18 protein-coding genes are annotated in these 23,820 nt (G+C 65.0%); 15 read left to right on the top strand and 3 right to left on the bottom strand.

Annotated elements, in window-relative coordinates:
• Window positions 1-7: 7 nt before the first annotated feature.
• Window positions 8-1,171, bottom strand: a complete 1,164-nt coding sequence (locus QO014_RS14160) for an alpha/beta hydrolase (protein WP_266349377.1) — start codon at window positions 1,169-1,171, stop codon at window positions 8-10.
• A 372-nt stretch (window positions 1,172-1,543) separates the two neighbouring features.
• Between QO014_RS14160 and QO014_RS14165 the strand changes: the two genes are divergently transcribed.
• From QO014_RS14165 to QO014_RS14175, 3 genes are all read left to right on the top strand, one after another.
• A complete protein-coding gene (locus QO014_RS14165; RefSeq protein WP_266349378.1) occupies window positions 1,544-2,977 on the top strand; it encodes a basic amino acid/polyamine antiporter in 1,434 nt (477 codons plus the stop codon).
• 19 nt (window positions 2,978-2,996) lie between these two features.
• Window positions 2,997-4,241 (top strand): arginine deiminase, encoded by a 1,245-nt coding sequence (gene arcA / locus QO014_RS14170; RefSeq protein ID WP_266349379.1) that lies wholly within the window; start codon window positions 2,997-2,999, stop codon window positions 4,239-4,241.
• Between the two features lie 221 nt (window positions 4,242-4,462).
• Window positions 4,463-5,941, top strand: a complete 1,479-nt coding sequence (locus tag QO014_RS14175) for an alpha/beta hydrolase (protein ID WP_307258285.1) — start codon at window positions 4,463-4,465, stop codon at window positions 5,939-5,941.
• Here QO014_RS14175 and QO014_RS14180 read toward each other — a convergent pair.
• Window positions 5,931-6,572 (bottom strand): helix-turn-helix domain-containing protein, encoded by a 642-nt coding sequence (locus QO014_RS14180; protein ID WP_370877146.1) that lies wholly within the window; start codon window positions 6,570-6,572, stop codon window positions 5,931-5,933. The genes QO014_RS14175 and QO014_RS14180 overlap by 11 nt on opposite strands.
• Window positions 6,573-7,013: 441 nt before the next feature.
• Between QO014_RS14180 and QO014_RS14185 the strand changes: the two genes are divergently transcribed.
• The 12 genes from QO014_RS14185 (at window position 7,014) to QO014_RS14240 (ending at window position 22,918) form a co-directional block, all read left to right on the top strand.
• On the top strand, window positions 7,014-8,615 hold the full coding sequence (locus QO014_RS14185; protein ID WP_266349380.1) for an ABC transporter substrate-binding protein: 1,602 nt from the start codon (window positions 7,014-7,016) through the stop codon (window positions 8,613-8,615).
• Window positions 8,616-8,675: 60 nt separating this feature from the next.
• Complete coding sequence (locus tag QO014_RS14190; RefSeq protein WP_266349381.1) at window positions 8,676-9,461, top strand: aspartate/glutamate racemase family protein; 786 nt, start codon at window positions 8,676-8,678, stop codon at window positions 9,459-9,461.
• A 45-nt stretch (window positions 9,462-9,506) separates the two neighbouring features.
• The gene (locus QO014_RS14195; RefSeq protein WP_266349382.1) at window positions 9,507-10,529 is read left to right on the top strand and encodes an ABC transporter permease; all 1,023 of its coding nucleotides are present in this window, start codon (window positions 9,507-9,509) and stop codon (window positions 10,527-10,529) included.
• A 1-nt stretch (window position 10,530) separates the two neighbouring features.
• Window positions 10,531-11,403 (top strand): ABC transporter permease, encoded by an 873-nt coding sequence (locus QO014_RS14200; protein ID WP_266349383.1) that lies wholly within the window; start codon window positions 10,531-10,533, stop codon window positions 11,401-11,403.
• A gap of 2 nt (window positions 11,404-11,405) precedes the next feature.
• Window positions 11,406-12,296, top strand: a complete 891-nt coding sequence (locus tag QO014_RS14205) for an ABC transporter ATP-binding protein (protein ID WP_266349384.1) — start codon at window positions 11,406-11,408, stop codon at window positions 12,294-12,296.
• Window positions 12,293-13,117, top strand: a complete 825-nt coding sequence (locus QO014_RS14210; RefSeq protein WP_266349385.1) for an ABC transporter ATP-binding protein — start codon at window positions 12,293-12,295, stop codon at window positions 13,115-13,117. The genes QO014_RS14205 and QO014_RS14210 overlap by 4 nt, the downstream gene beginning before the upstream one ends.
• 135 nt (window positions 13,118-13,252) lie before the next feature.
• Window positions 13,253-15,280 carry a hydantoinase/oxoprolinase family protein gene (locus QO014_RS14215; protein ID WP_266349386.1) on the top strand — a complete coding sequence of 676 codons (2,028 nt, stop codon included), beginning with the start codon at window positions 13,253-13,255 and terminating at the stop codon, window positions 15,278-15,280.
• On the top strand, window positions 15,280-17,013 hold the full coding sequence (locus tag QO014_RS14220) for a hydantoinase B/oxoprolinase family protein (RefSeq protein ID WP_266349387.1): 1,734 nt from the start codon (window positions 15,280-15,282) through the stop codon (window positions 17,011-17,013). Before QO014_RS14215 ends, QO014_RS14220 begins: the two co-directional genes overlap by 1 nt.
• 214 nt (window positions 17,014-17,227) lie before the next feature.
• Window positions 17,228-18,259 (top strand): HlyD family secretion protein, encoded by a 1,032-nt coding sequence (locus QO014_RS14225; RefSeq protein WP_370877147.1) that lies wholly within the window; start codon window positions 17,228-17,230, stop codon window positions 18,257-18,259.
• Complete coding sequence (gene rbbA / locus QO014_RS14230) at window positions 18,256-20,973, top strand: ribosome-associated ATPase/putative transporter RbbA (RefSeq protein WP_266349389.1); 2,718 nt, start codon at window positions 18,256-18,258, stop codon at window positions 20,971-20,973. The genes QO014_RS14225 and rbbA overlap by 4 nt, the downstream gene beginning before the upstream one ends.
• A 1-nt stretch (window position 20,974) precedes the next feature.
• Window positions 20,975-22,099 (top strand): ABC transporter permease, encoded by a 1,125-nt coding sequence (locus tag QO014_RS14235; protein WP_266349390.1) that lies wholly within the window; start codon window positions 20,975-20,977, stop codon window positions 22,097-22,099.
• A gap of 84 nt (window positions 22,100-22,183) precedes the next feature.
• On the top strand, window positions 22,184-22,918 hold the full coding sequence (locus QO014_RS14240) for a lipoate--protein ligase family protein (RefSeq protein ID WP_266349391.1): 735 nt from the start codon (window positions 22,184-22,186) through the stop codon (window positions 22,916-22,918).
• A gap of 272 nt (window positions 22,919-23,190) precedes the next feature.
• Here QO014_RS14240 and QO014_RS14245 read toward each other — a convergent pair whose 3' ends face one another.
• Window positions 23,191-23,799 carry a DUF2076 domain-containing protein gene (locus tag QO014_RS14245; RefSeq protein WP_266349392.1) on the bottom strand — a complete coding sequence of 203 codons (609 nt, stop codon included), beginning with the start codon at window positions 23,797-23,799 and terminating at the stop codon, window positions 23,191-23,193.
• Window positions 23,800-23,820 lie beyond the last annotated feature (21 nt).

Consider the following 23,820-nt stretch of genomic DNA (forward strand, 5'->3'; position numbering starts at 1 on the left):
TTCCCGCTCAGTATCGGCCCGTACCCTCGAAGATGCGGATCGGTGCCGACAGGACGGCGCCCGCGGCCGAGCCGAGCACCTGGCCTGTCCCCACGGCCGTTGCCGCGAGCTGACCGCTACCATCCATGTCCGACCGGCTGACGCCGCTACCATCGATCAACTGCGACCCGAGCAACTGCACGACTTCCGGGCTGGTGGCGAACTGGCTGTGGTTGAGCCGGTCGCCATTCCGCAAGTCGCTCAGGTCGAGCACGGTGATGCCGGACGCGTTCTTGAGCTGCGCCAGATATTGCTCGTCACTGAGGTCGACGGCGCCGACGCGTGTCACGCTGCCGGAAATCAGCCGCGAAATGCGCAGGGCCCGGTCGTTCGTGGAAACGAAGATGGTGAAATGCGGGCGCTTCGGTCCGATCTCCAGGAGTTGCTTGCGGAACACGTCGATGTCGAGATCGGGTGAGGCGAGGATCACGTCGCTGACCTTAGGCGAAATCCTGCCCCGCTGGAGCGCGATCTGCCGTAGCGCCTCCATCGCGACCCAGCTTCCCATGGAATGGGCCATGACGATCACGTCGGAAACGTCGGGACTGTTCGCGGCCGTCTCGATTACGCGCGCCAAGTCGCTGCGCGAGAAATTCGCGCTTTCACGGTCGTAATTATAGTCGAGCAGGCTGCCGCGCGACGGCCAGGAGAACAGCACTGGCGCGACATTCGCATTCGCGTCGTGCACGATCTGGGCAAAGCGGAAGACGGACGCATCGAAAGGCGTGTTGAAGCCGTGCACGAAGATCAGCACGCGGCGCGACTTCGTCTCGTGCTGCTTGAACCAGGGTCTGAGCTGGCCGTCTTTCAGCGGTTCTACCGCCGTGGTGACGAAATCATGAGCCGGATCGCCCGGAACGCTGCGCGGCCACTGGACCGAGCCGGCCTCGCGGGTCGGGGGAATCGAGACCACGACATTGGTGAAAGACAGTGTCGAGCCGCGCTCGCCCGTGAAGAGGACGCCCTTGTCGGCCGTTGGCTGGCGGGTGGTTGCGACGAGCATGTCGACGGTCTCGGTTTTCACCGGGCCGGCGGCAACAGGGGCGAGTGGCGGCGGCCGGCTGGCGCAGGCGGCAAGCGTGACGGCGAGCAGCAGGCTGGCGACAAGCCTCGCAGCGGAACGAGCATTCACGGGTAAGCGGCCCCACACGTCACGACAAGACGCGACTTTAGTCGATGATCACGACGAACTTATTGCACGACTCCAAGGCGACGGTGAAGCGCTCATCCGGAGCCGCACGGGGGATTGCCTTGCCCTGGATCAGGACGCGAGCGGCCCTGTTGCGTCAGGCTGGATTGATGCAAGCAAAGATTGAAGGCATCTGCCGCCGAGGCGATTCAGTATACCGGGGCCAATCCATAGTGCATTGCAATATATGATCTATTTCGGCGCGGCATGGCTGAACTTGGGATGACCGGTATAGTTGCGGGATGCTGCGCTCATGCGGCGCGGGGGCGAATGACGCATAACTGACGCGATAAAAAGAAGCGTGGGGAGGGCGTTATGGCATCGGCTCAGGGTGGAAAGTTCTCTCTGCCGGCTCTGACGGCGATGGTCGTCGGCTCGATGGTCGGCGCGGGCATCTTCAACCTGCCCGGTCGGTTCGGCGCGGCGACCGGACCGTTCGGCGCGATCATCGCCTGGGTGATCGCGGGGACGGGCATGTACATGCTGGCGCGCGTCTTCCAGGCGCTCGCCGAGAAGAAGCCCGATATCGACTCCGGCGTCTTCGCCTATGCCAAGGCCGGTTTCGGCAACTATATGGGCTTCCTGTCCGCCTTCGGATATTGGCTCGGCAGCTGCCTCGGCAATGTCTTCTACTGGGTCCTGATCGGGTCGACGCTGGGGCGCTTCTTCCCCGATCTCTTTGGCGATGGCAGCACGATCACGGCGATCGTCGTCTCGCTGATCGGCATCTGGGCGTTCCACTTCATGATCCTGAAGGGCGTCGAGCAGGCGGCCTTCATCAACACCGTCGTCACCATTGCCAAGATCGTTCCGATCATCGTGGCGATCCTCGCCATGATCTTCGTGTTCAACTACGCGCAATTTTCCGAGAATTTCTTCGGCGGCGTCGGCATGCCGGAAAAGACGCTGGTGGCGCAGGTGCGCGACACCATGCTGATCACCGTGTTCGTCTTCCTCGGCATCGAGGGCGCGAGCGTCTACTCGCGTTTCGCCAAGACGCGCGCCGATGTCGGCACCGCGACCATACTGGGCTTTGTCGGCGTGACCGGGCTGATGGTCGCGATCACGCTGCTGCCCTACGCCGCCATGCCGCGTGCCACGATCGCCGGCGTCAGCAATCCCTCTCTCGCCGGCGTGCTCGAAGTGGTGGTCGGCCATTGGGGTGCGGTCTTCATCTCGATCGGCGTGCTGATCTCGGTCCTCGGTGCCTATCTCGCCTGGTCGCTGATCTGCGCCGAAGTGCTCTTTGCCGCGGCGAAATCGGAAGACATGCCCAGGATCTTCGCGGCGCAGAACGGCAACAAGGTGCCGGCGAATGCGCTCTGGCTGACCAATATCGTCGTCTCGCTGTTTGTCGTCTCGACCTACTGGTCGCGCGACGCCTTCAACTTCATGCTCGACATGACCAGCGTCACGGCCTTGCTGCCCTACCTGCTCGTCGCGGGCTACGGCGTGCTGCTCGCCCGCCGCGGCGAGGGCTATGAGGCGACGCCGAACGAACGCGGCCGTGACCAGGTCTTCGCCTGGATCGCGGTGATCTACACGATCATCATGTTCGTCGCGGCGGGCCTCAAATATGTGCTGCTGGTCGCCGTGTTGTTCGTGCCGGGCACCGTTCTCTATTTCTGGGCGCGTCGCGAGCAGAAGGCGCAGCTCTTCACGTCGATCGAACTCATCGTCTTCGCCGTTACCGTGGTTGCCGGCCTTGTCGGCGCCTGGGGCCTGATCAGCGGCACGATTACACCTTGAATGGGGAGGTAACAGCAACATGACGAACAACGTCACATTCGGTGTCCATTCCGAGGTCGGGCAGCTTCGCAAGGTCATGGTCTGCGCGCCGGGCCGGGCGCACCAGCGCCTGACGCCGTCGAATTGCGACGATCTGCTCTTCGACGATGTCCTTTGGGTGGAGAACGCCAAGCGCGACCATTTCGACTTCATGACGAAGATGCGCGACCGCGGCATCGAGGTGGTGGAGATGCACAATCTCCTCGCCGAGACGGTCGCGATCCCCGAGGCCAAGGCGTGGATTCTCGATAATCAGGTTGTCGCGAACCAGGTCGGCCTAGGTCTGGTCAACGAAGTCCGGAGCTATCTCGAAGGCCTCTCCCATCGGGCTCTGGCCGAAACGCTGATCGGCGGGCTTTCCACCGAGGAATTCCCGGAAACGATCGGCGGCGAGATGCTGGAACTCGTCCGCGATGCGGCCGGCGCCAACGAATATCTGCTGCCGCCGCTGCCCAACACGCTCTACACCCGCGACACGAGTTGCTGGATCTATGGCGGCGTGACGCTGAACGCGCTCTATTGGCCTGCGCGGCATGAAGAGCCGATCCTCACCACCGCCATCTACAAGTTCCATCCCGATTTTGCCGGCAAGGTGAATGTCTGGTGGGGCGACCCGACGGTCGATCACGGGCTCGCCACCTTCGAGGGTGGTGACGTCATGCCGATCGGCAAGGGCAATGTGCTGATCGGCATGAGCGAGCGCACCTCGCGCCAGGCGATCAGCCAGGTTGCGCAGGCATTGTTCGACAAGGGCGCGGCCGAACGCGTCATCGTCGCCGCCATGCCGAAGCTGCGCGCCGCCATGCACCTCGACACGGTCTTCACCTTCGCTGACCGGGACTGCGTGCTGCTCTATCCCGACATCGTCAACGGCATCCAGGCGTTCTCCTACCGCCCGGATGGCAAGGGCGGCCTCGAGCTCTCCAAGGACAAGGGCACCTTTGTCGAGACGGTGCGGGATTCGCTCGGCCTCAAGAAGATGCGCGTCGTCGAGACCGGCGGTAATGCCTATATGCGCGAACGCACCCAGTGGGATTCGGGCGCCAACCTCGTCTGCGCCTCGCCCGGCGTCGTCTACGCCTATGATCGCAACACCTACACCAACACGCTGCTGCGCAAGGAAGGCATCGAGGTGATCACGATCACCGGCGCCGAACTCGGCCGCGGCCGTGGCGGCGGTCATTGCATGACGTGCCCGATCATCCGCGACGCGGTCGATTACTAGCGGCACCTCCTCCCTCGCCGGCGAGACGGGGGCGCCCGCCTTGCCGGCATTTCATCGGGATCGGTCGTGCCGCAGCGAATTGCGGGTCGCGCATGGCCGTCATCTTTGGCTATGATCCGGCCGTCGCGGCGCATATCGCGTCCTTTCCCGCGTGCTGGTCACTTCAGTCCGGCCGCCTCCTGCCACACGGGCTGCCATTCACGATGCGTTGGATATCCAGATTGGTCAGGCGGGTGGTTCTGCTGCTCGTCCTCTGCGTCGTCGCGATCTTCGTGGCGCGCGTGGTCGAGTCCGAGCGGGGCGAGCCACTCGATCTCTGGCAGACCTATGCCCCGGAAGAACTGAGCGCCGCCGAAATCGACCGCACCGATTGGCCCGGCTACATCGCGGCCGAGAACAAGCTGTTCGATGCAGTGCGGGCCGAGGTCTCGGACAAGCTCGATCCCAAGGACAGGGTCCCCGCCAATCGCTATTTTGCGGATAGCCCGATCAATCCGCATGGATTCAAGCAGGATTGGAACCGGTCCTTCATCATCGAGCCGTCCGGGCCGCCGGTCGGCGCCGCCGTGCTGCTGCACGGCTTGACCGATTCACCCTATAGCCTGCGTCATCTGGCCGAGAGCTACGCCGCACACGGTTTCGTGGCGATCGGCCTGCGCATTCCGGGCCATGGGACAGTTCCCGGCGCGCTGACGATCGTCGACGACAGCCAGTGGGAGGCGGCGACCCGGCTCGCGGTCCGCGAGGCGCGTCGCCGCATCGGCGACAAGGCGCCGCTCCATCTCGTCGGCTATTCCAATGGCGGCGCGCTGGCGCTCATGTATGCGCTGGAGGCCGCCGCCGATCCGAAGCTGTCGCGGCCGGACCGTCTCGTGCTGCTTTCGCCGATGATCGGCGTGAATCGCTTCGCCCGTTTCGCCGGGCTCGCGGGCTTGCCGGCCTTCTTCCCCGCTTTCGCGCGGTCGGCCTGGCTCGACATCATCCCCGAGTTCAACCCGTTCAAATACAACTCGTTTCCGGTCAATGCGGCGCGGCAGTCCTATCAGGTGACGGACGAGTTGCGCACGCGGATCGCGCGCCTGCGCGACAATGGCGGCCTCGACACCCTGCCGCCGATCCTGACGTTCCAGTCGGTGCTGGACGCGACCGTGAGCGCGCGAGCGATGATCTCGACGCTCTATGACAATCTGCCGGCCAATGGCAGCGAACTGGTCCTGTTCGACATCAACCGCAGCGCCAAGACGCAATTCCTGCTCCGGCCGGCGTCCGATACCGCACTCGAAAGTCTGCTACCCCTCGCCACGCGCAAGTTCCGCACGACCGTGATCGCCAATGCCTCCGCCGATTCCGACGCGGTGGTGGCGCGCGTGGTGGAGCCGGGAACGACAGCCGAGGTCGTGCAGCCGCTCGGGATCGACTATCCGCGCGACGTCTTCTCGCTGTCGCATATCGCGCTGCCGTTCCCGCCGGCGGATGGGCTCTATGGCGCGGACCCTGATCCGGCCGACAATTTCGGCGTCAGTCTCGGTGCGCTGGCCATGCGGGGCGAACGCGGCGCCCTGATCGTCTCGCTCGACTGGCTGCAGCGAAACTCGTCCAATCCGTTCTACGGCTATCTGCAAGGGCGGGTCGACCAGGCGATCGATGCGGATGCGGGTCGCGTGGCCCCGGATGGGACGGCCGGTGCCCCTATTCGATGAGGGGCGCCACGACCTGCGAGCAGATCCAGAGGATCTGGGCCGGCGTCTCGCCGGACGATATGCAGGCATGGCCCATCGTGCTGTCGAAATAGCAGCTGTCGCCGGCCTCGAGCACGGTGGGCGCATAGTGCTCGCTGTGCAGCGTCACCGTGCCGGAGAGCACATAAAAGAACTCCTCGCCCGGATGGCTGACGAGGCTCGGGAAATCGGCCAGCGAGCGGGCCTCGATCGTCGTCAGGAGCGGGATGAACTGCTTGCCGGAAAGCTCGGAGGCGAGCATCTCATAGGAATACTGTGCCGTGCCGCGCAGGACGCCCTGGCCGCGCCGCGTCACCGTCCGCCGACCCCCGACATGGCTGGACTGCGCCCCGGTGAAGAGCTCGGCGACGTCGATGTTGAAGCCGCGCGCGACGCGCAGGATGGTGTCGTAGGTCGGCGACATCTGGCCGTTCTCGATCTTGGAGAGCGTCGAAGTCGCGATGCCGCAGCGCTCGCCGAGCTCCTGCAGCGTCAATCCCGATTCCCGCCTCAGACGACGCAGGATGCCGGCTATCGATGTCGCTGCTGGTTCGGCATTGCTTTCTGGAGCGCTTCGCAGCGATTTCCGGGCAGGCTTGGCGGGAATTGGCATGCAATGTTCCGATCGGAAACTTTTTTCTATCTACCGTCTCGGCTGTTCCCCGTAAAGCCTAAGGATGGGGCAAGCGGCATTGGCCGCATCCCCACGACCTAAGGCGATGCGATCATAAGGCGGGCGCCTGATACAAGTCTCTGAGATAAAATGATTGTCTTGGATTTCCCTTTCGGTTGGGCCTCATGCCGGCCGATGACCGCCCTGTTCGGGATGCGGACAATGTGGGCGTATTCGTGCATGGTGGGTGGGCAAATTGCGTCTCGAGACGGCAGCCCCTGGCGTCGGCTGCCGAAATTTTTACCTATACGAAAATTCATCTCGCGCTATGATGCTGGTGGCGTGCGATGGGTCGCCGGTTTGGATGTCCGGCTTGGCGCCGATCGAGGCGGTCTTGAGCCGGCTCTCGACACATGGTCGCGATAGAAGAGGGGAATTCGCATGAATCGGACTGCAAAGGCTTTGATGTCAGCCGTCGTGATGGCATCGCCGCTCTGGCTGGCGACGCCGTCACACGCGGAACGCGTCCTGAGGCTCGACGAGTCGCCGATCGGCGAGATCGATCCGGCCAAGGCGACGGATTATGCCGACACCGTGCTCGCGGTGAACCTCTACGATACGCTGGTCTACCCGAAGAAGGGCGGTCCGGGCGTCGAGCCGCGGCTGGCGACAGAATGGACCACCGACGGCGCAACCTACACTTTCAAGCTGCGCGACGGTGTCAAATTCCACTCCGGCAATCCGCTGACGGCCGACGACGTCGTCTTTTCGCTCAACCGCACCGTCGCGATGGGGCAGGGCTTCTCCAACCTCTTCGCTGGTCGCGTGACCAAGGCCGAGGCGATTGATCCGCTGACCGTCAAGTTCACGCTTTCCGAGCCCTATGCGCCGTTCCTGGCCGCGCTGGTGCGCCTGCCGATCGTCGATTCCAAGACCGTGATCGCCAACAAGGTCGACGGCAAGTATGGCGAGTTCGGCGACTATGGCGAGGCCTGGCTGTCGGCGCATGATGCCGGCTCGGGCGCCTACAAGGTCGAGAGCCAGAACCCGCAGTCCGAGACCGTGATGGTCAAGTATCCGGACTATTTCCTCGGCTTCGCGGAGAACGCACCCGATACGGTGCGCTATCGCTATGGCGTCGAAGCGCCGACCATTCGCGCTCTGATGTCGCGCGGCGAGCACGAGATCTCCGATCTGTGGCTGCCGCCTGAAGTCATCCGCGCCATGGGGACCGAGAAGGGCCTGAAGCTCCTGACCGAAGCCGGCGGTGCCACGGGCGAGTATATCAAGCTGAATACAGCGCGCGCGCCGCTCGACGATGTTCATTGTCGCCTCGCGCTCACCTACGCATTCGACTATGCGACGACGCTCAAGATCCTGCAGATCAATGATAAATACGCGCAGGGCATCCCGATGAAGGGTGCGCTGCCGAGCGGCCTCCTGGGCTATGACAAGGATGCTCCGGCCTATGCGCAGGACATGGACAGGGCCAAGGCCGAACTCGCCCAGTGCAAGTACGACCCCAAGACGAGCCCGATCGATATTGCCTGGATCGCCGAGGTTCCTGCCCGCGAGCGCATTGCGCTCCTGATGCAGGCGAGCTTTTCGAAGCTCGGTTTCCCGGTCAAGGTCGTCAAGACGCCTTGGGCGCTCGTCACCGAGCAGGTGACCAAGCCCGACACGGCACCCCACGCCGTCGAGATCGCCGTCGCGGCCGTGACGCCGGATCCGGATTCGCTGCTCTACAACATGTATTCCTCCAAGGTCCCGCCGACCTGGATGTCGGCCGAGCATCTCAAGGACGACAAGGTCGACGCTCTCCTGGAGGCCGGCCGCGGCGAAGTGGACGAGGCCAAGCGCGCCGAGATCTACAAGGAACTCAACGCGCGTCTGCGCGAGCTCGCTCCCTCGATCTACGCCTATGAATTCACCGGCGTGGTCGTCGCCCGCGATGCCGTCAATGTTCCGGGTCTCTCCGGTCCTGCCGATCAGCGTCTCGACAACTTCAACCTCAATTTCCGCGACATCAGCGTCGCGGAGTGAGCTGGCGACGGCGCTGGTCCCGTATCGGCGCCGTCTTCCCTGTCGGATCGGGAAGGGCTGATGAAGAAGCGCATCCTCTGGGTCAACACGGTCGGTTGGGACGCCTATGACCAGCCGATTGGCGATGTCCTTGCCGCGATCAAGGATCCCGAAACCGAAGTCGAGGTGGTTTCCCTGGCGCTCGAGGGGCAACTCACCCATGTCGAGTACCGCGCCTATGAGGCGCTGACCTATGCCGATATCGTCCGCATTGCCTATGATGGCGGCCGGCGGGGTGTCGACGCGATGGTCATCGGATGCTTCTATGACCCGGCCCTGAAGGAGGCGCGCGAGGTCTCGGGCGACATGGTCGTCGTCGCGCCGTGCCTTGCGGCCGTCCAGCTCGCAACCACATTGGCCAATCGCTTCTCGGTCGTCGTGACTCGCCGCAAATGCATCGACCAGATGGTCGACCGCATCCGCGAATATGGCGCGCATGACCGCCTCGCCTCGATGGTGAGCCTCAATATCGGCGTGGAGAGCCTGCAGCAGGACCCTGAGACCACCAAAGCGGGTATCATTGCCGCCGGTCGTCGTGCCATCGAGCAGGACGGTGCCGAGGCGATCGTGCTCGGCTGCACCTGCGAATTCGGCTTTCACGAGGAGGCGCAGAAGGTGCTCGGCGTTCCGGTCATCGATGCCGTCAGCGCCCCCTTCAAGCTCGCCGAGCATCTCGCTGGCCTCAAGCTTCAATTTGGCTGGAGTCCCAGCCGTGTCGGCAGTTGCGAGCCGCCGCCAGCCGGCGAGATCGAGCGCTTCGGGTTGTTCCGCTCGGCGCCGGTACTCGGCAATCGTCTGATCGTCTGAGGAACCGGCCATGCAGCGAGCCCACGGCGCCAAGGGAACGGGCCAATGATCTGGAAATCCCTTCTGCACCGCATTGGCGCGGCCCTGATCGTGATGGTCGGCATCTCCATGCTGATCTTCGCGATTGCGCGCGTCATGCCGGGCGATCCGGCGCGCATCGCGCTCGGCCCCAATGCGACGGCCGAGCAGGTCGCGGCGCTGAGGGCCGAGCGGCATCTCGATGCAGCGCTTCCGGTTCAATATTGGGAGTTCCTGAAGGCCCTGTCGCGCGGCGACCTTGGCAAGTCCCTCTACACCAACCGCCCTGTCACCACCGATATCGCGCAGTTCCTTCCCGCCACGCTGGAGCTCTGCATCATATCGGCGATCCTGATGGTGCTGATCGGCCTGCCACTCGGCATCCTCTCGGCCCATTTTCGGGGCCGCTTTCCCGATCATCTGGGGCGGTTGATCGCGCTCATCGCCGTTTGCACGCCCGCCTTCGTCTGGGGCGTCATCCTTCAGCTCTGTTTCGGCTATTTCTGGCCGATCTTCCCGATCGAGGGGCGCCTGCTCGACAGCATCCCGGTCCCGCAGGGCCCGACGGGCTTCTATCTGATCGACCTGCTCGTCGCCGGCAACGGTGCCGGTTTCCTCGACGCCCTGCATCATCTGGTGCTGCCGGCGCTCGCGCTCGCCATGTCCGGCCTCGGCCAGGCCGCGCGGCTGACGCGCTCCAACATGATCGACGTCTATGAGAAGCCCTATGTCGAGATGGCGCGAGCCTATGGCTTCCGGCCCTGGCGCATCGCGACGCGCTATGCCTTCCGCCCCGCCTTCATCCCGACGCTGACCATCCTCGGCCTCGAATTCGCGGCCATGCTGGGCAATGCCTTCCTGGTCGAGAAGGTGTTCGGCTGGCCGGGCCTGTCGCGCTATGGCGTCGAGGTGATTATCCGCAAGGATCTCGATGCCATCGTCGGCACAGTGCTGATCATCGCGGCCGCCTTCCTGATCATGAACATCATCGTCGACGTGCTCGTGAGCATCATCAATCCGCGCATTCGCCTCGCCGGCGGGAGGGGCTGACATGTCGGAACCGGGCTCCCCCGTCATCGCCAAGCGCTCGGGCTCGAAAGCATGGCAGGCCTATCGCTCGAACCCGCTCTCGGTCGCCGGTCTGGTCATCGTCGCCGTGATCGTCTTCATGGCCGTTTTCGCCGATTATTTGACGCCTTTCCCCGAACATGTCGGGCCGATTGGTGATTTCGCCGCCATGAACATGGGGCCGAGCGAAACCTACCGGCTCGGCACCGATACGATGGGCCGCGATCTCTTCACGCGCATCATCTATGGCTACCAGCTGTCGCTGATCATGGCGGTGGTCGTGCTGGCGATCGCGACGCCGGTGGGCGTCATTGTCGGGCTGGTCGCCGGCTACAAGGGTGGCTGGACGGATTACGTCCTGATGCGCATCACCGACATCTTCCTCGCCGTGCCGCCGCTGGTGCTCGCCATGGCGATCATGGGCTTCCTGGAGCCGACATTGTTGAACGGCATGCTGGCGATCACCGCCATGTGGTGGCCGTGGTATGCGCGGCTGATCTACAACGTCACCCGCGCCGAAGCGCAGGAAGGCTATGTCCTTGCGGCCGAGACGGTCGGCGCCTCGACGATGCACATCATCTTCCGCGAGATCTTGCCCAATTGCTGGCCGTCGATCTTGACCAAGATGACGCTGGATGTCGGCTTCGTCATCCTGATGGCCTCCTCGCTATCCTTTCTCGGCCTCGGCGTGCAGCCGCCGACGCCCGATCTGGGATCCATGGTGGCCGAGGGCGCAAAGTATATGCCCGATGCCTGGTGGCTCTCGGTGTGGCCGGCCATCGCGATCCTGATCATCGTGCTCGGCTTCAACCTTGTCGGCGACGGCCTGCGTGAAGCCTTCGAGGCGGAGAGCTGATCATGGCCGAACCTGTCCTCACCATTCGCGACCTGCGCCTCGCCTTCGGCAGCCGCCGGCGGCAAACCGAGGTCCTGCACGGCATATCGCTGCATGTCCGCGCCAGCGAGAAAGTGGCGCTGGTCGGTGAATCCGGCTCGGGCAAATCCGTGACGGCGCGGCTCGCCATGGGCCTGTTGCAGGAAGCGCCGACCACGCACGCCTCCGGCTCGATCCGCTTTGACGGCATCGACGCGATCAAGGGCGGGCGCGAGATCGCCAGGCGGCGCGGCAATCGGGTCGCCATGATCTTCCAGGACCCGACCTCGGCGCTCAACCCGACCTTCAAGATCCGCGGCCAGTTTCGCGAAGTGCTGCGCTCCGGCAATCCTGCGATTTCCGATGCCGACGCCGACCGGCAGGCCGAGGCGGCGCTGGCCGAGGTCAGCATCCCCGATCCGAAGCGCGCGCTCGATTCCTATGCCTTCCAGCTCTCCGGCGGCATGAACCAGCGCGTGATGATCGCCATGGCGCTCGCCAATCGCCCGGCGCTCCTGATGGCCGACGAGCCGGGCACGGCCCTCGACGTCACGGTGCAGGCGCAGACGCTGAAGCTCATGCACGAGCTCACCGAAAAGCGCGGCACCGCGGTGCTGCTGATCTCGCACAATCTCGGCGTCGTGCGCGAATTCGCCGATCGCGTCTATGTCATCTATCGCGGCAGGATCGTGGAGCACGGCACGACGGCCCAGCTCTTCCACGAGCCGCGCCATCCCTATACGCGCGCCCTGCTCGCCGCGATCCCGAAGATTTCCGGCGGCGGCTTGCCCGATCTGCCCGAGCGCAGCCCCGATTTCGAGAATCCGCTGATCGTGCACGAGGGCTGCGGCGAACCGGCTGGAGCGATCGCATGAGCACGCCGATCCTGGAGCTCGACAATCTCGGCAAGACGTTCGAAGCCGATGGCCACAGGGTCGTGGCGCTGGACGGCGTCTCGTTGACCTTCAACCGCGGCGAATGCCACGCCATCGTCGGCGAATCCGGTTCGGGCAAGACCACCATCGCCAATCTCGTGCTGGGGCTGATGCCGGCGACATCGGGCAGCATGCGCTTCAACGGCGTAGCGCTGCCGGCGGAACGGACGAAAGCGCATCGGCGCGCGATCCAGCTCGTGCAGCAAAACCCGCTCTCCGCGCTCAATCCGCGCCGCAGCGTCGGTGCCAGCGTGCGACTGCCGCTCGACGTGCATGGCATTGGTGTCAGCCGTGAGCGCGGCGCGCGTGTCGCGGGACTGCTCGAGGAGGTCGGCCTCGAGGCGGATTATGCCCGGCGCTCGCCGCGTGGCCTTTCCGGCGGCCAGCGCCAGCGCGTCGCGATTGCCCGCGCGCTCGCCTGCGAGCCGGAGCTGATCGTGCTCGACGAGCCGACATCGGCGCTCGACGTGCTGGTGCAGGCGCGGGTGCTGCAATTGCTGCAGCGGCTCAGGCAGGAGCGGGGCCTCACCTATCTCTTCATCACCCACGATCTTGCCGTCGTGCGCGCGATCGCGACCCGCGTCAGCGTGTTCCAGAAGGGCCGCCTCGTCGAGACGGGGCCGGTCGAGTCGATTTTCGCCAATCCGCAGAGCGCCTATACGCGCCAACTCATCGGCGCCATTCCCGTCGTGACCGAGGAAGAGGCGAAGATCCGCAATGTGATCCGCGCCGGCACGCCGACGCCGCTCGGCACCGAATGACCGTCGAGCAGGATCGTCAGGCGCGCACCGCTTCATGGCGGCGGCAATGTCGGACGATCCGAACTGCAGCGATTTCATCGCCGGAGGACCATCGCCAGGCTCCGGCATCCCGATCAGTTACCTCCGGAGGCTAGCATGGCGACACGCATCGGCGTCGATATTGGCGGCACGTTCACCGACCTCGTCTACTATGACGACGAGACCGGCGAGACGGTCGAAGGCAAGGTTCCGACCGTTCCGCATGCCCCCGAGGAGGGCGTGGTCAATGCCGTGAAGGGCCATGTGCCGCGCGAGGTGATCGAGAAAGCGGAATTCTTCCTGCATGGCACGACGGTGGGCCTCAACGCGCTCCTGGAGCGGCGCGGCGCCAAGGTGGGGCTGATCACCACCGAGGGCTTCCGCGACGTGCTGGAGATCCGGCGCGGCGACCGCGCCGAGATGTACAATCTGTTCTGGAAGCAGCCCGAACCGCTAGTGCCGCGTCATCGCCGCCTCGAAGTGGTCGAGCGGATCAAGGCCGACGGCTCGGTCTACAGGCCGCTCGACGAGGCCTCCGTCGCGCCGGCGCTCGCCGCCCTGGTCGCCGAGGGCGTCGACACGATCGCCGTCTGCCTGATCAACGCCTATGCCAATCCGGCGCATGAGCTGCGCGTCGAGGAGCTGCTGCGGGCCGGCGGATTCACGGGCGGCATCTCGCTTTCGCACAAGATCTCCGGCGAATATCGCGAATATGAGCGCACCTCGACGACGGTGATCGACGCCTTCGTCCGCGCGCGCATGTCCAATTATCTGAAGCGGCTCGACGGCCGCCTGCGCGAACTGGGCTTCAAGGGCACATCGCTCATCACGCGCTCCGGCAGCGGCTCGATGACCTTCGCGGAGGCCGAAGACAGGCCGTTCGAGACGATCATGTCCGGTCCGGTCGCAGGCGCGCAGGGCGCGAGCGAGGTGGCGCAGATGCTCGGCATCGAAGCGCTGATTACCGCCGATGTCGGCGGCACCTCCTTCGACGCGGCGCTGATCCTGAACGGCCAGCCGCAGGTTCTCTACGAAGGCACGATCGACAACATGCCGATCCAGACGCCCTGGGTCGACGTGCGGTCGATCGGCTCGGGCGGCGGTTCCATTGCCCATATTGATGTCGGCGGCCTGATGCGGGTCGGGCCGCGTTCGGCCGGCGCGGCACCCGGACCAGCCTGCTACGGCAAGGGCGGCACAGAGCCGGCCATGACCGATGCCGCCGGCTATCTCGGTATGCTCGGGCCGGGCAAGCTCGCTTCCGGCATCACGCTCGATTTCGAGAAGGCGCGGGCGGCGATCGAGCCGGTGGCCGCCGCGATCAGGCAGGATGTCGAGACGACGGCGATCGGCATTCTCCGCATCGCGTCCTCGTCGATGGCGAATGCCATGCGCGAAGTCTCGGTCGAGCAGGGGCTCGATCCGCGCACCATGACGCTCCTGCCCTTTGGCGGCGCCGGTCCGCTGATGGCGACGCTGCTCGCCGACGAATTGAAAATGAACCGGATCGTCGTGCCGCCGCTTGCCGGCAATTTCTCGGCCTGGGGCCTGCTCGGCGCCGACATGGTGCAATCGGCGGCGCGGACCCGCATCATGGACCTGTCGCCGGAGAGCATCGAGACCGTCAATGCCGTCCTGCGCGATCTCTTCGCCGACATCGCGACGCGCGGCGACCATCTCTCGCGCGAGACGGTCAAGACCGCGCGGATCGACCTGCGCTACAAGGGCCAGGAACACTGGCTCTCGATCGAGGTGCCGCTCGATGGCGAGACGGTGGCCGAGAGTGCGGAGGGCGTGCGCGCTGCCTTCACGGCGGAATATCTGCGCAGCTTCGGCGGCACCATGACCGAGGCGGTCGAGATCGTCTCGATCCGCGCCACGGTCCGCGCCCCGCTGCCGCGTCGCAACCAGACGCTGAAGCCTCCCGAGGTCAGCACGGAGGCCGAGGAGAGCGTGCTCGCTTATTCCTTCGGCTGCCGGAAGCGCATGCCGTTCCGAGTCGTGCCGCGGAGCGCAATCGTCGAGCCGCTTCAGGGCCCGGCCATCGTTACGGAAAGCACGGCAACCCTCTATCTCGACGCCGACTGGACCGCCTCGACGGGCGATCGCGGCGAACTCGTTCTCGTTCGTTCGGAGGCAAACTGATGTTGGCGCACGATACCGTTCTCCATCGCGCAGGCGTCGCCAGGTCGGGCAATGCGGCCAAGGCCGACCCGATCACGACCGAGGTCGTCCGCCATGCGCTGAATTCGGCCGCGAACCAGATGAAGCGTGCGCTGGTGCGCACGGCGTTCTCGCCGGTCATCTATGAAGTGCTCGATTTCGCCGTCGCGATCTACGATCCGCAGATGCGCCTGCTCGCCCAGGCGCCGAGCCTGCCCATGTTCATGGGCACGCTCAATTTCTGCGTCGAGGAGGCCGTGAAGAATATCGGCGGGACCGAGAACATGTTCCCCTGCGACATGATCATGTACAATTGGCCCTACGGCACGGGCTCGCATCCGCAGGATCTCGCCGTCATCAATCCCGTCTATCTCGATGATGGCGAGCTGATCGGCTATACGGCGATCAAGGGGCATTGGCTCGATATTGCCGGCAAGGATCCTTATTGCACCGATACGGTCGATGTCTTCCAGGAAGGCACGATCTATCCGGGCGTGAAGATCTACAAGCGCGGCGAGCTGAACGACGATATCTATCGCATGGTGCTCGCCAATAGCCGTGTGCCGAAATTCGTCGCGGGCGATCTGAATGCGCAGGTCGTCGGTTGCCGCGTTGGTGCGGCGGGCTTCCTCGAAGTCGTCAACCGCTTCGGCCGCGACGAGTTCAGGAATGCGGTCGAGAACATGTTCGACCATGGCGAGCGGGTGGTGCGCTCCTATTTCGAGAGCATTCCCGATGGCCGCTATGTCGGCCATGGCGAGATGGATTCGAACGGCATCACCGACGACAAGATCCCCTTCGAGGTCGTGGTCGAGATCGAGGGCTCCAATGTCCGCCTCGATTTCTCCAATGTGCCGGAAACGCAGGTCGGGCCCGTCAATTGCCCCGTGCCGTCGACCATATCGGCGAGTCGCGTGGCGATCAGCATGCTCGCCGGCTATGGCGAGGCCCCGCATGAGGGCCATTTCCGGCCCGTCGAAGTGGTGACGCGGCCGGGCACCATGTTCCATCCGCTGCCGCCTGCGCCGTGCTTCCTCTATGGCTGGCCCGCGCTGCAGGCGATCGAGGTGATCTACAACGCGATTTCCAAGGCGCTGCCGGATGCGGTTCCCGCGCAGAGCGGCGGCTGCATCTGCTCCGTCGTCTCCTGGGGCACGCGCGAGGCAACGGGCGAGCCCTGGGCCGACGGCTCGCCACATCCGACCGGGCAGGGCGCGTGGAACGGGGGCGATGGCGGTACCATGCTGCACATCTCCGAGTCCGCCACGCGCTTCTCGCCGATCGAGGTCTGGGAGGCGAAGAATCCCTGGATGATGGACAAGCTCGCTCTGGCGCAGGATTCCGGCGGCCCGGGCACGTGGCGCGGTGGCCTCGGCGTCGATTTCCACTTCCGCATGACCGAGGACATCTTCATCACCACGGCCGTCGAGCGCACGAAGAATGCGCCCTGGGGCCTGCTCGGTGGCGAATCCGGCCGAGCCAATGGCGCTGCCGTCCGCTTCCCGGATGGCCGCGTCGTGTCGGTCCCCAAGACGACCCGCTTCATGGTGCCCAAGGATGCCGTGCTCGAGCTTTCGACCGGCGGCGGCGGCGGTTTCGGCGATCCGGCCGAACGGCCTCGCGCGGCCGTCGAGGCCGATCTGAAGGCCGGTTATATTTCCGAGGCATTCGCCCGCGAGCATTATCCGCACGCCTTCGGCGAAGCTGCGGAATAAGGCGCTTTCGGCCGGACGCGGCGCGCTTCGCGCGTCGCGTCCTTGTCGCGGAAACGCCGCTGCGCCGTGCCGATCGGCGCTTGTGCCCCTGGGCCGATGATCTGTATCAATGTGAGATTGCGCGGGTCGTGCCAATAGGCAGCACTCGCATCGACGCCCCATATTGCCGGGCGCCGTCCGCTATTGTTTTCATAAGTTTCCGTCCTCACCGGAGATGCGCGTGACTCGCCGATTGATATTCCTGCTCGGATTGGCCGTTATTGTCGGCAGCCTGAACGGGGCGCCCGCCAGCGCCGCCGATGACGGATTGGGCGAGCGACTGAAGACCATCTGGAACAAGCTGAGCGGCAAGACGGTCAATACGGGCATTTCCGGCTCCAACGGCCGCATCGAGGCCGAGCAGGTGGCGATATCGAGCAAATATGCCGGTCGCGTTGCCGAAGTGCCCGTCGAAGAGGGGCAGATGGTGGAGAAGGGCGAGGTGGTCGCCCGTATGGACACCACCACGCTCGACGCGCAGATCCTCGGCGCCAAGGCGCAGGTTCGTCAGGCCCAGCAATCCGCAGCCGAGTCCGACCAGGCGATCATTCAGCGCGCCAGCGAGCTGGAATTCGCGCAGCAGGAATATGATCGCGCCGCCTCGCTGACGGCAACCGGTCATGGCACGCAGCAGACGCTCGAGCAGAAGCGCAGCCTGCTCAGCGCCGCCCAGGCGGCGCATCGCTCTGCGCTCGCCGGCCGCGATGCCGCGCAGGCGGCGATCGAGGCGGCCGAGGCCAATGTTGCGGCGCTGCAGGCCCAGCACGACGATATGACATTGACCGCCCCCCGGCGCGGCCGGATCGAATACAAGCTCATCCAGCCGGGTGAAGTCGTCGGGGCCGGAACGTCGATCGCGACGCTGCTCGACATCTCGAACGTCTATCTCACGATCTTCCTGCCGGCCGCCGACGCGGGACTGCTGAAGATCGGCGACGAGGCGCGGATCATCCTCGATCCGATCCCGCAATATGTGGTGCCGGCCAATGTCACCTTCGTTGCGACGGAAGCGCAGTTCACGCCGAAAAGCGTCGAGACGAGCGATGAACGCGAGAAGCTGATGTTCCGCGTCAAGCTCCGCATCCCGACGGAACTCCTGTCCAAATATGAGAATGTCGTGAAGACCGGCGTCCGCGGCATAGGCTATGTCCGCACCAGTGCCACGGCTGATTGGCCGGCCGATCTCAAGGTGAACCTGCCGCAATGAGCGAGCCCGTCATACGGTTCGACGGCGTGTCGCACCGTTATGGCGATACGCTGGCGCTCGATCAGGTCAGCGTCGCCATACCCGCCGGTGTCATGGCCGGACTGATCGGCCCGGATGGTGTCGGCAAGTCGAGCCTGCTCGCCTTGGCTGCCGGTGTCCGCCGCATCCAGTCCGGAAACGTGGTGGCGCTCGGGGGCGACATGGCCGATCGCAGCCATCGCCGCGCGTCCCAGCCGCGTATCGCCTATATGCCGCAGGGGCTCGGCCGCAACCTCTATCCGACGCTGAGCATCGTCGAGAATCTCGATTTCTTCGGCCGCCTCTTCGGCCAGGGCAGTGCCGAGCGCAGCGCCCGGATCAAGGAGCTTCTCGTCGCGACCGGCCTGGAGCCGTTCGGCGATCGCGCCGCCGGCAAGCTTTCCGGCGGCATGAAGCAGAAGCTTGGCCTTTGCACCGCGCTGATCCACGATCCCGACCTTCTCGTGCTCGACGAGCCGACGACGGGCGTCGATCCGCTGTCGCGCCGCCAGTTCTGGGATCTCGTCGACCGGATTCGCGAACGCCGCCCGGGCATGAGCGTCTTGGTCGCCACCGCCTATATGGAGGAGGCCGAGCGCTTCGACTGGCTCGCCGCCATGCATAGCGGCAAGGTGATCGCCGACGGTTCGGCTGCGGCGCTCAAGGAGAAGACGGGACAGCCGACGCTTGACCGCGCCTTCATCAGCCTGCTGCCGGAGGCGTCCGCCGATGCGCAGCCGGTCGTCGTGCCACCGCGTCCGGCCGATGGCGCTGTCATCGCCATCGAGGCGGACGGCCTGACCTGTCGGTTCGGTGATTTCACGGCTGTCGACCATGTCAGCTTCAAGATCGAGCGGGGCGAGATCTTCGGGTTCCTCGGCTCGAACGGCTGCGGCAAGAGCACGACGATGAAGATGCTCACCGGCCTGCAGCCACCGACGGAGGGCGAGGCGAAGCTGTTCGGCAAGCTGCTCGACGCCAAGGACATGGCGACGCGCCAGCGCGTCGGCTACATGTCGCAGAGCTTCTCGCTCTATAGCGAGCTCACCGTACGGCAGAATCTCGAGCTGCATGCCGAGATATTCCAGTTGCCTAAGGCCAGGGCCGCCGCGCGCATCCAGGAAATGTTCGATCGCTTCGAGCTCGGCGCCGTTGCCGACGCGACGCCCGAGGCGCTGCCGCTCGGCATGCGCCAGCGGCTCCAGCTCGCCGCTGCCATCCTGCACGAACCCGAACTGCTGATTCTCGACGAGCCGACATCGGGCGTGGACCCGATCGCGCGCGACATCTTCTGGCGTTACCTGATCGAACTGTCGCGGAACGACGGCGTTACCATCTTCCTCTCGACCCATTTCATGGACGAGGCGGAGCGCTGCGACCGCATCTCGCTCATGCATGCGGGTCGCGTGCTGGCCGTTGGCAGCCCGGACGAACTCCGCAAGGGCCGGCAGATGGCGACGCTGGAGGATGCCTTCATCGCCTATCTGGAAGACGCCGGAATGGGCACTGAATCCGCCTCCTTCGATGTCGCCCCGGCCTTTGAGGGGACGCCCGCCAAGCCGGCACGGTTCTTCGATCCCGGCCGGCTCTGGGCCTGCTGCCGCCGCGAGGCGACGGAAATCCTCCGCGATCCGCTGCGCCTCGCCTTCGCGCTGCTCGGCCCGCTCCTTTTGCTCGTCACTTTCGGCTATGGTATCTCCTTCGACGTCGAGCATCTGCCCTTCGCCGTCTTCGACCAGGACCAGTCGGCCGAAAGCCGCCAGTTGCTGGAGGCCTTTCAAGGCTCGCGCTATTTCGACGAGAGGGCGCCGATCACATCGTCGGACGAACTAGACAGGCGCATGCGCAGCGGCGAGTTGAGCCTCGCGATCGAGATCCCGCCCGATTTCGGCCGGGACCTCCTGCTGGGCAACGAGCCCGAGGTGGGCATCTGGGTTGATGGCGCCATGCCGTTCCGCGCGGAGACGACACGCGGCTATATCAGTGGCATCTCGGTCAGCTATCTGGTCGACCAGTATCTGCGCACCTATGGCACGACGATCTCGCCCTATCCGGTCAATATCGAGACCCGCTACCGCTACAACCAGGATTTCAAGAGCATCAACGCGATCGTGCCGAGCGTCATCATGCTGATGCTGGTGCTCATCCCCGCCATCATGACCGCGATCAGCGTCGTGATGGAGAAGGAGTCGGGCTCGATCGCCAATTTCCGCTCCACCCCCGTGACGCGGCTCGAATTCCTGGCAGGCAAGCAGCTTCCCTATATCGCCATCGCCTTCGCAAGCTTCCTGACCATGCTGCTGGCCTCTGTCCTCGTCTTCGGCGTCCCGTTCAAGGGATCGCTGTTGACGCTGCTCCTGGCCTCGCTGCTCAACGTGATGGCGACCACCTCGTTCGGCCTCTTCATTTCCTCCTTCACGAAGACTCAAGTCGCGGCGATCTTCGCGACGGCGATCATCGCCATCGTGCCGGCCGTCAATTTCGCCGGCCTGCTGGTGCCCGTATCCTCGCTTTCCGGAGGCGGCCGCCTGCTTGGCCTCGCCTTTCCCGCCGCCTGGTATCAGCCCATCAGCGTGGGCACGTTCACCAAGGGCCTCGGCCTTCCCGATCTCTGGATCAATCTGGTCGTCCTCGGGCTTTTTGCTGTCGGCTTCCTGACGGCGGCGGTCATTTCCCTGCGCAAGCAGGAGGCCTGAGATGTTCCGCTCGCTTGGCAAGATCTTCCATCTCGGCGTCAAGGAGCTGCGCAGCCTTCGCGCCGATTGGGTGCTGGCGGCGCTGATCGTCTACACCTTCACGATCGCGGTCTACACGGTCTCGACCGGCGCCAAGTTCGAGGTCCAGAACGCCTCGGTCGGCGTCGTCGATGAGGATCGGTCGCCGCTCTCCTTCCGCATCCGCGACGCCTTCCTGACGCCGTTCTTCAAGCCCGCTCAACTGATCGAGGCCGACGAGATCGACAGCGCCATGGATTCCGGCCGCTTCGTCTTCGTCATCGAGATCCCTCCGAAATTCGAGCAGGACACGCTGGCGGGCAAGAAGCCCTCGGTCCAGATCAATATCGATGCCACCGCCATGTCGCAGGCGGGCAATGGCGCCGCCTATATCCAGAGCATCATCCTGCAGGAGGTCGCGGCTGCGCTGCCGAGCACAGCGGCGACGACCCCGCCGATCGCCGTCGTCACGCGTGCGAAGTTCAATCCCAACCTGAACTCGAGCTGGTTCACGGCCGTGATGCAGGTCATCAACAATGTGACGCTGCTCTCGATCATCCTGACGGGGGCGGCGCTGCTGCGCGAGCGCGAGCGCGGCACGATCGAGCATTTGCTGGTGATGCCGGTGACGCCCGTCGAGATCATGCTGGCAAAGATCTGGGCGAACGGCCTCGTCATCCTGGTGGCCGCCGTCCTGTCGCTCATTTTCGTGGTGCAGGGCCTCCTGGGCGTGCCGATTTCGGGTTCGATCGCGCTCTTCGTCTTCTCGGCGATGCTCTATCAGTTCTCCGTCACCGCGCTCGGCATACTGATCGCGACGTTTGCAACGTCCATGGCGCAGTTCGGCCTCATCGCCATCCCGGTGCTCGTCATCCTGATGCTGCTCTCCGGCAGCACGACGCCGTTGGAAAGCATGCCGCAATCGCTGCAATATGTGATGCAGTTCATGCCGACGCCGCATTTCGTTTCGCTGTCGCAGGCCATTCTCTATCGCGGGTCGTCGATCGATATCATCTGGCCGCAATTGCTCGCGCTCGTGGCGATCGGCGCCGCCTTCTTCACCATCGCCGCGATCCGCTTTCGCAAGACGATCTCCAGCTTCCATTGACGCCGACAAAGCGCGTGCAAGACCGGGCCGTGGCGACTATATCCGCGGGACTTCGAGATCGAACGCACGAGTGGGCAGCTTCGCATGACGACAGATCAGGCCGTGGCGCAGGATGTTGCCGCGCGTTTCTTCAAGCCTGAGCCCGCTCCCAGCGCCCTGGCAGGCCTGCTCCATCAGGAGCAGTTCGGCGACGAGGTTCGCTCCGACAGGGATCTGATCGTGCTCGCCTGGCGCGGGCCGCGCGGGCTCATCATCGGCCGGCAGGATAACCGCCTGCCGAACGTGCCCGCCGCCGAGGAGCGCCTCGCGGCCGAGGGCTGGCCCGTCCTCATCCGGCGCAGCGGCGGAACCGCCTGTCCGGTTTCACCGGGAACGCTTCAGATCGCTTTGGCGCGGCCCGCCCATGCGCGCACCACGATCGACGGCGCCTTCGGCGAACTCGCGGAACTGATCACCGTCTTGCTCGCTGAATATGGCATCGAGGCGAAGACAGGCGAAATACCCGAGGCGTTCTGCCCCGGCCGCTACGACATGGCGATCGAGGGCCGCAAGATCGCCGGCCTGTCCCAGCATTGGCGCCCGCGTGGCGGCCGCATGGTGGTAACGACGGCCGCGACGCTGCTCGTGGACGAGGATCATGATGAACTCTCCCGCATCGTCGACCTCTTCTACGAGACGGCAGGCGGTGAAAAACGCTGCCTGCCCGAGGTCGTCGGCTCGGTGCGCCACGCATTGCCACCCGATGGCCTCGGCGGTGCTGCCCTGACGGACGACCTCTGCGCGCGGCTGGCGCGGCTGACGACCCAACTCTCGGCATAGTCCAAACAGAAAACCCGTCCTTGTGGGACGGGTTCAATGCGGCCTGAGCGTTTCCGGGCGAAGCGGACACCGGTTCGCGTCTCGTCTATTCACGCCGGCTCGACCATGGCGCGCCCTCGACGGCACCAGCGCGCCGTTTTGGCCCGTCCTCGCGCGGAGGGCTCAGACGCGGGGCGCCATCCGCCAGCAGGCTCCCTCGCCCGCAGCGCGGGAGAGGGGCCCGGTCCGGAGAGCCTTCGTGAATCTGGCTCAGGCTTTCCGGGGCGAGGTGATCAGAAATCCTCGTCACCACCGCCGCCGAAGAACGAGTCGAAGAACCCGCCACCATCCTCCGATGCCGCTGCCTCCGGCTCTGGTGCCGGCTCGCTTGCCGGTTCAGCCGCCTGTGCTTCGCCGCCGCCGGAGAACATGCTGCCGATGGCGTTGCCGAGCAGGACGCCGCCGGCGACACCCATCGCCGTCTGCGCCGCGCCGGCGAGGAAGCCGCCGCCGCGACCGGGCTGCTGCTGCTGCGGGAACGGCGTCTGCTGTGGCTGATAAGGCGGTTGCAGGTCCGGCGCGGCCCGGCCGACATTCGGCACCGTGCCGCTGCGGCGGGCATTGTCGTTCCGTCCGCCGCCGAAGAGACCGGAGAGGAGACCACCGCCCTGTGCGGGGCGTGCATTCGCCTCTTCCAGCTCCGCGATCCGCGCCTCGGCCTGGCGCAGCGCATAATCCTGCATCACGATGGTCTGCGCCATGAAATAGGGCGCCTTGGGCTGTGCGCCGACGCGGTCGCGGATGAAGGCCTCGGCCTCTGGATCCTGCGGTCCGGCCTGTCGCTCGGCCGTACCGAGGCGGCTGAACAGGCCATCGATCGCCTGGCGATCCTGGGTATCCATGCTGGTCTCCTTACCTCTGTC

The sequence above is a fragment of the Kaistia dalseonensis genome (genome assembly GCF_030814715.1).
In the GTDB taxonomy this organism is placed as follows: Bacteria; Pseudomonadota; Alphaproteobacteria; order Rhizobiales; family Kaistiaceae; genus Kaistia; species Kaistia dalseonensis.

Bases quoted from the DNA above. Each gene is read 5' to 3' on its own strand.
- QO014_RS14180 (WP_370877146.1), bottom strand. From the start codon at position 6,572: ATGCCAATTCCCGCCAAGCCTGCCCGGAAATCGCTGCGAAGCGCTCCA.
- QO014_RS14220 (WP_266349387.1), top strand. From the start codon at position 15,280: ATGTTGGCGCACGATACCGTTCTCCATCGCGCAGGCGTCGCCAGGTCG.
- QO014_RS14215 (WP_266349386.1), top strand. From the start codon at position 13,253: ATGGCGACACGCATCGGCGTCGATATTGGCGGCACGTTCACCGACCTC.
- rbbA (WP_266349389.1), top strand. From the start codon at position 18,256: ATGAGCGAGCCCGTCATACGGTTCGACGGCGTGTCGCACCGTTATGGC.
- QO014_RS14165 (WP_266349378.1), top strand. From the start codon at position 1,544: ATGGCATCGGCTCAGGGTGGAAAGTTCTCTCTGCCGGCTCTGACGGCG.
- QO014_RS14190 (WP_266349381.1), top strand. From the start codon at position 8,676: ATGAAGAAGCGCATCCTCTGGGTCAACACGGTCGGTTGGGACGCCTAT.
- QO014_RS14245 (WP_266349392.1), bottom strand. From the start codon at position 23,799: ATGGATACCCAGGATCGCCAGGCGATCGATGGCCTGTTCAGCCGCCTC.
- QO014_RS14240 (WP_266349391.1), top strand. From the start codon at position 22,184: ATGACGACAGATCAGGCCGTGGCGCAGGATGTTGCCGCGCGTTTCTTC.
- QO014_RS14225 (WP_370877147.1), top strand. From the start codon at position 17,228: ATGCGCGTGACTCGCCGATTGATATTCCTGCTCGGATTGGCCGTTATT.
- arcA (WP_266349379.1), top strand. From the start codon at position 2,997: ATGACGAACAACGTCACATTCGGTGTCCATTCCGAGGTCGGGCAGCTT.
- QO014_RS14205 (WP_266349384.1), top strand. From the start codon at position 11,406: ATGGCCGAACCTGTCCTCACCATTCGCGACCTGCGCCTCGCCTTCGGC.
- QO014_RS14235 (WP_266349390.1), top strand. From the start codon at position 20,975: ATGTTCCGCTCGCTTGGCAAGATCTTCCATCTCGGCGTCAAGGAGCTG.
- QO014_RS14185 (WP_266349380.1), top strand. From the start codon at position 7,014: ATGAATCGGACTGCAAAGGCTTTGATGTCAGCCGTCGTGATGGCATCG.
- QO014_RS14195 (WP_266349382.1), top strand. From the start codon at position 9,507: ATGATCTGGAAATCCCTTCTGCACCGCATTGGCGCGGCCCTGATCGTG.
- QO014_RS14210 (WP_266349385.1), top strand. From the start codon at position 12,293: ATGAGCACGCCGATCCTGGAGCTCGACAATCTCGGCAAGACGTTCGAA.
- QO014_RS14200 (WP_266349383.1), top strand. From the start codon at position 10,531: ATGTCGGAACCGGGCTCCCCCGTCATCGCCAAGCGCTCGGGCTCGAAA.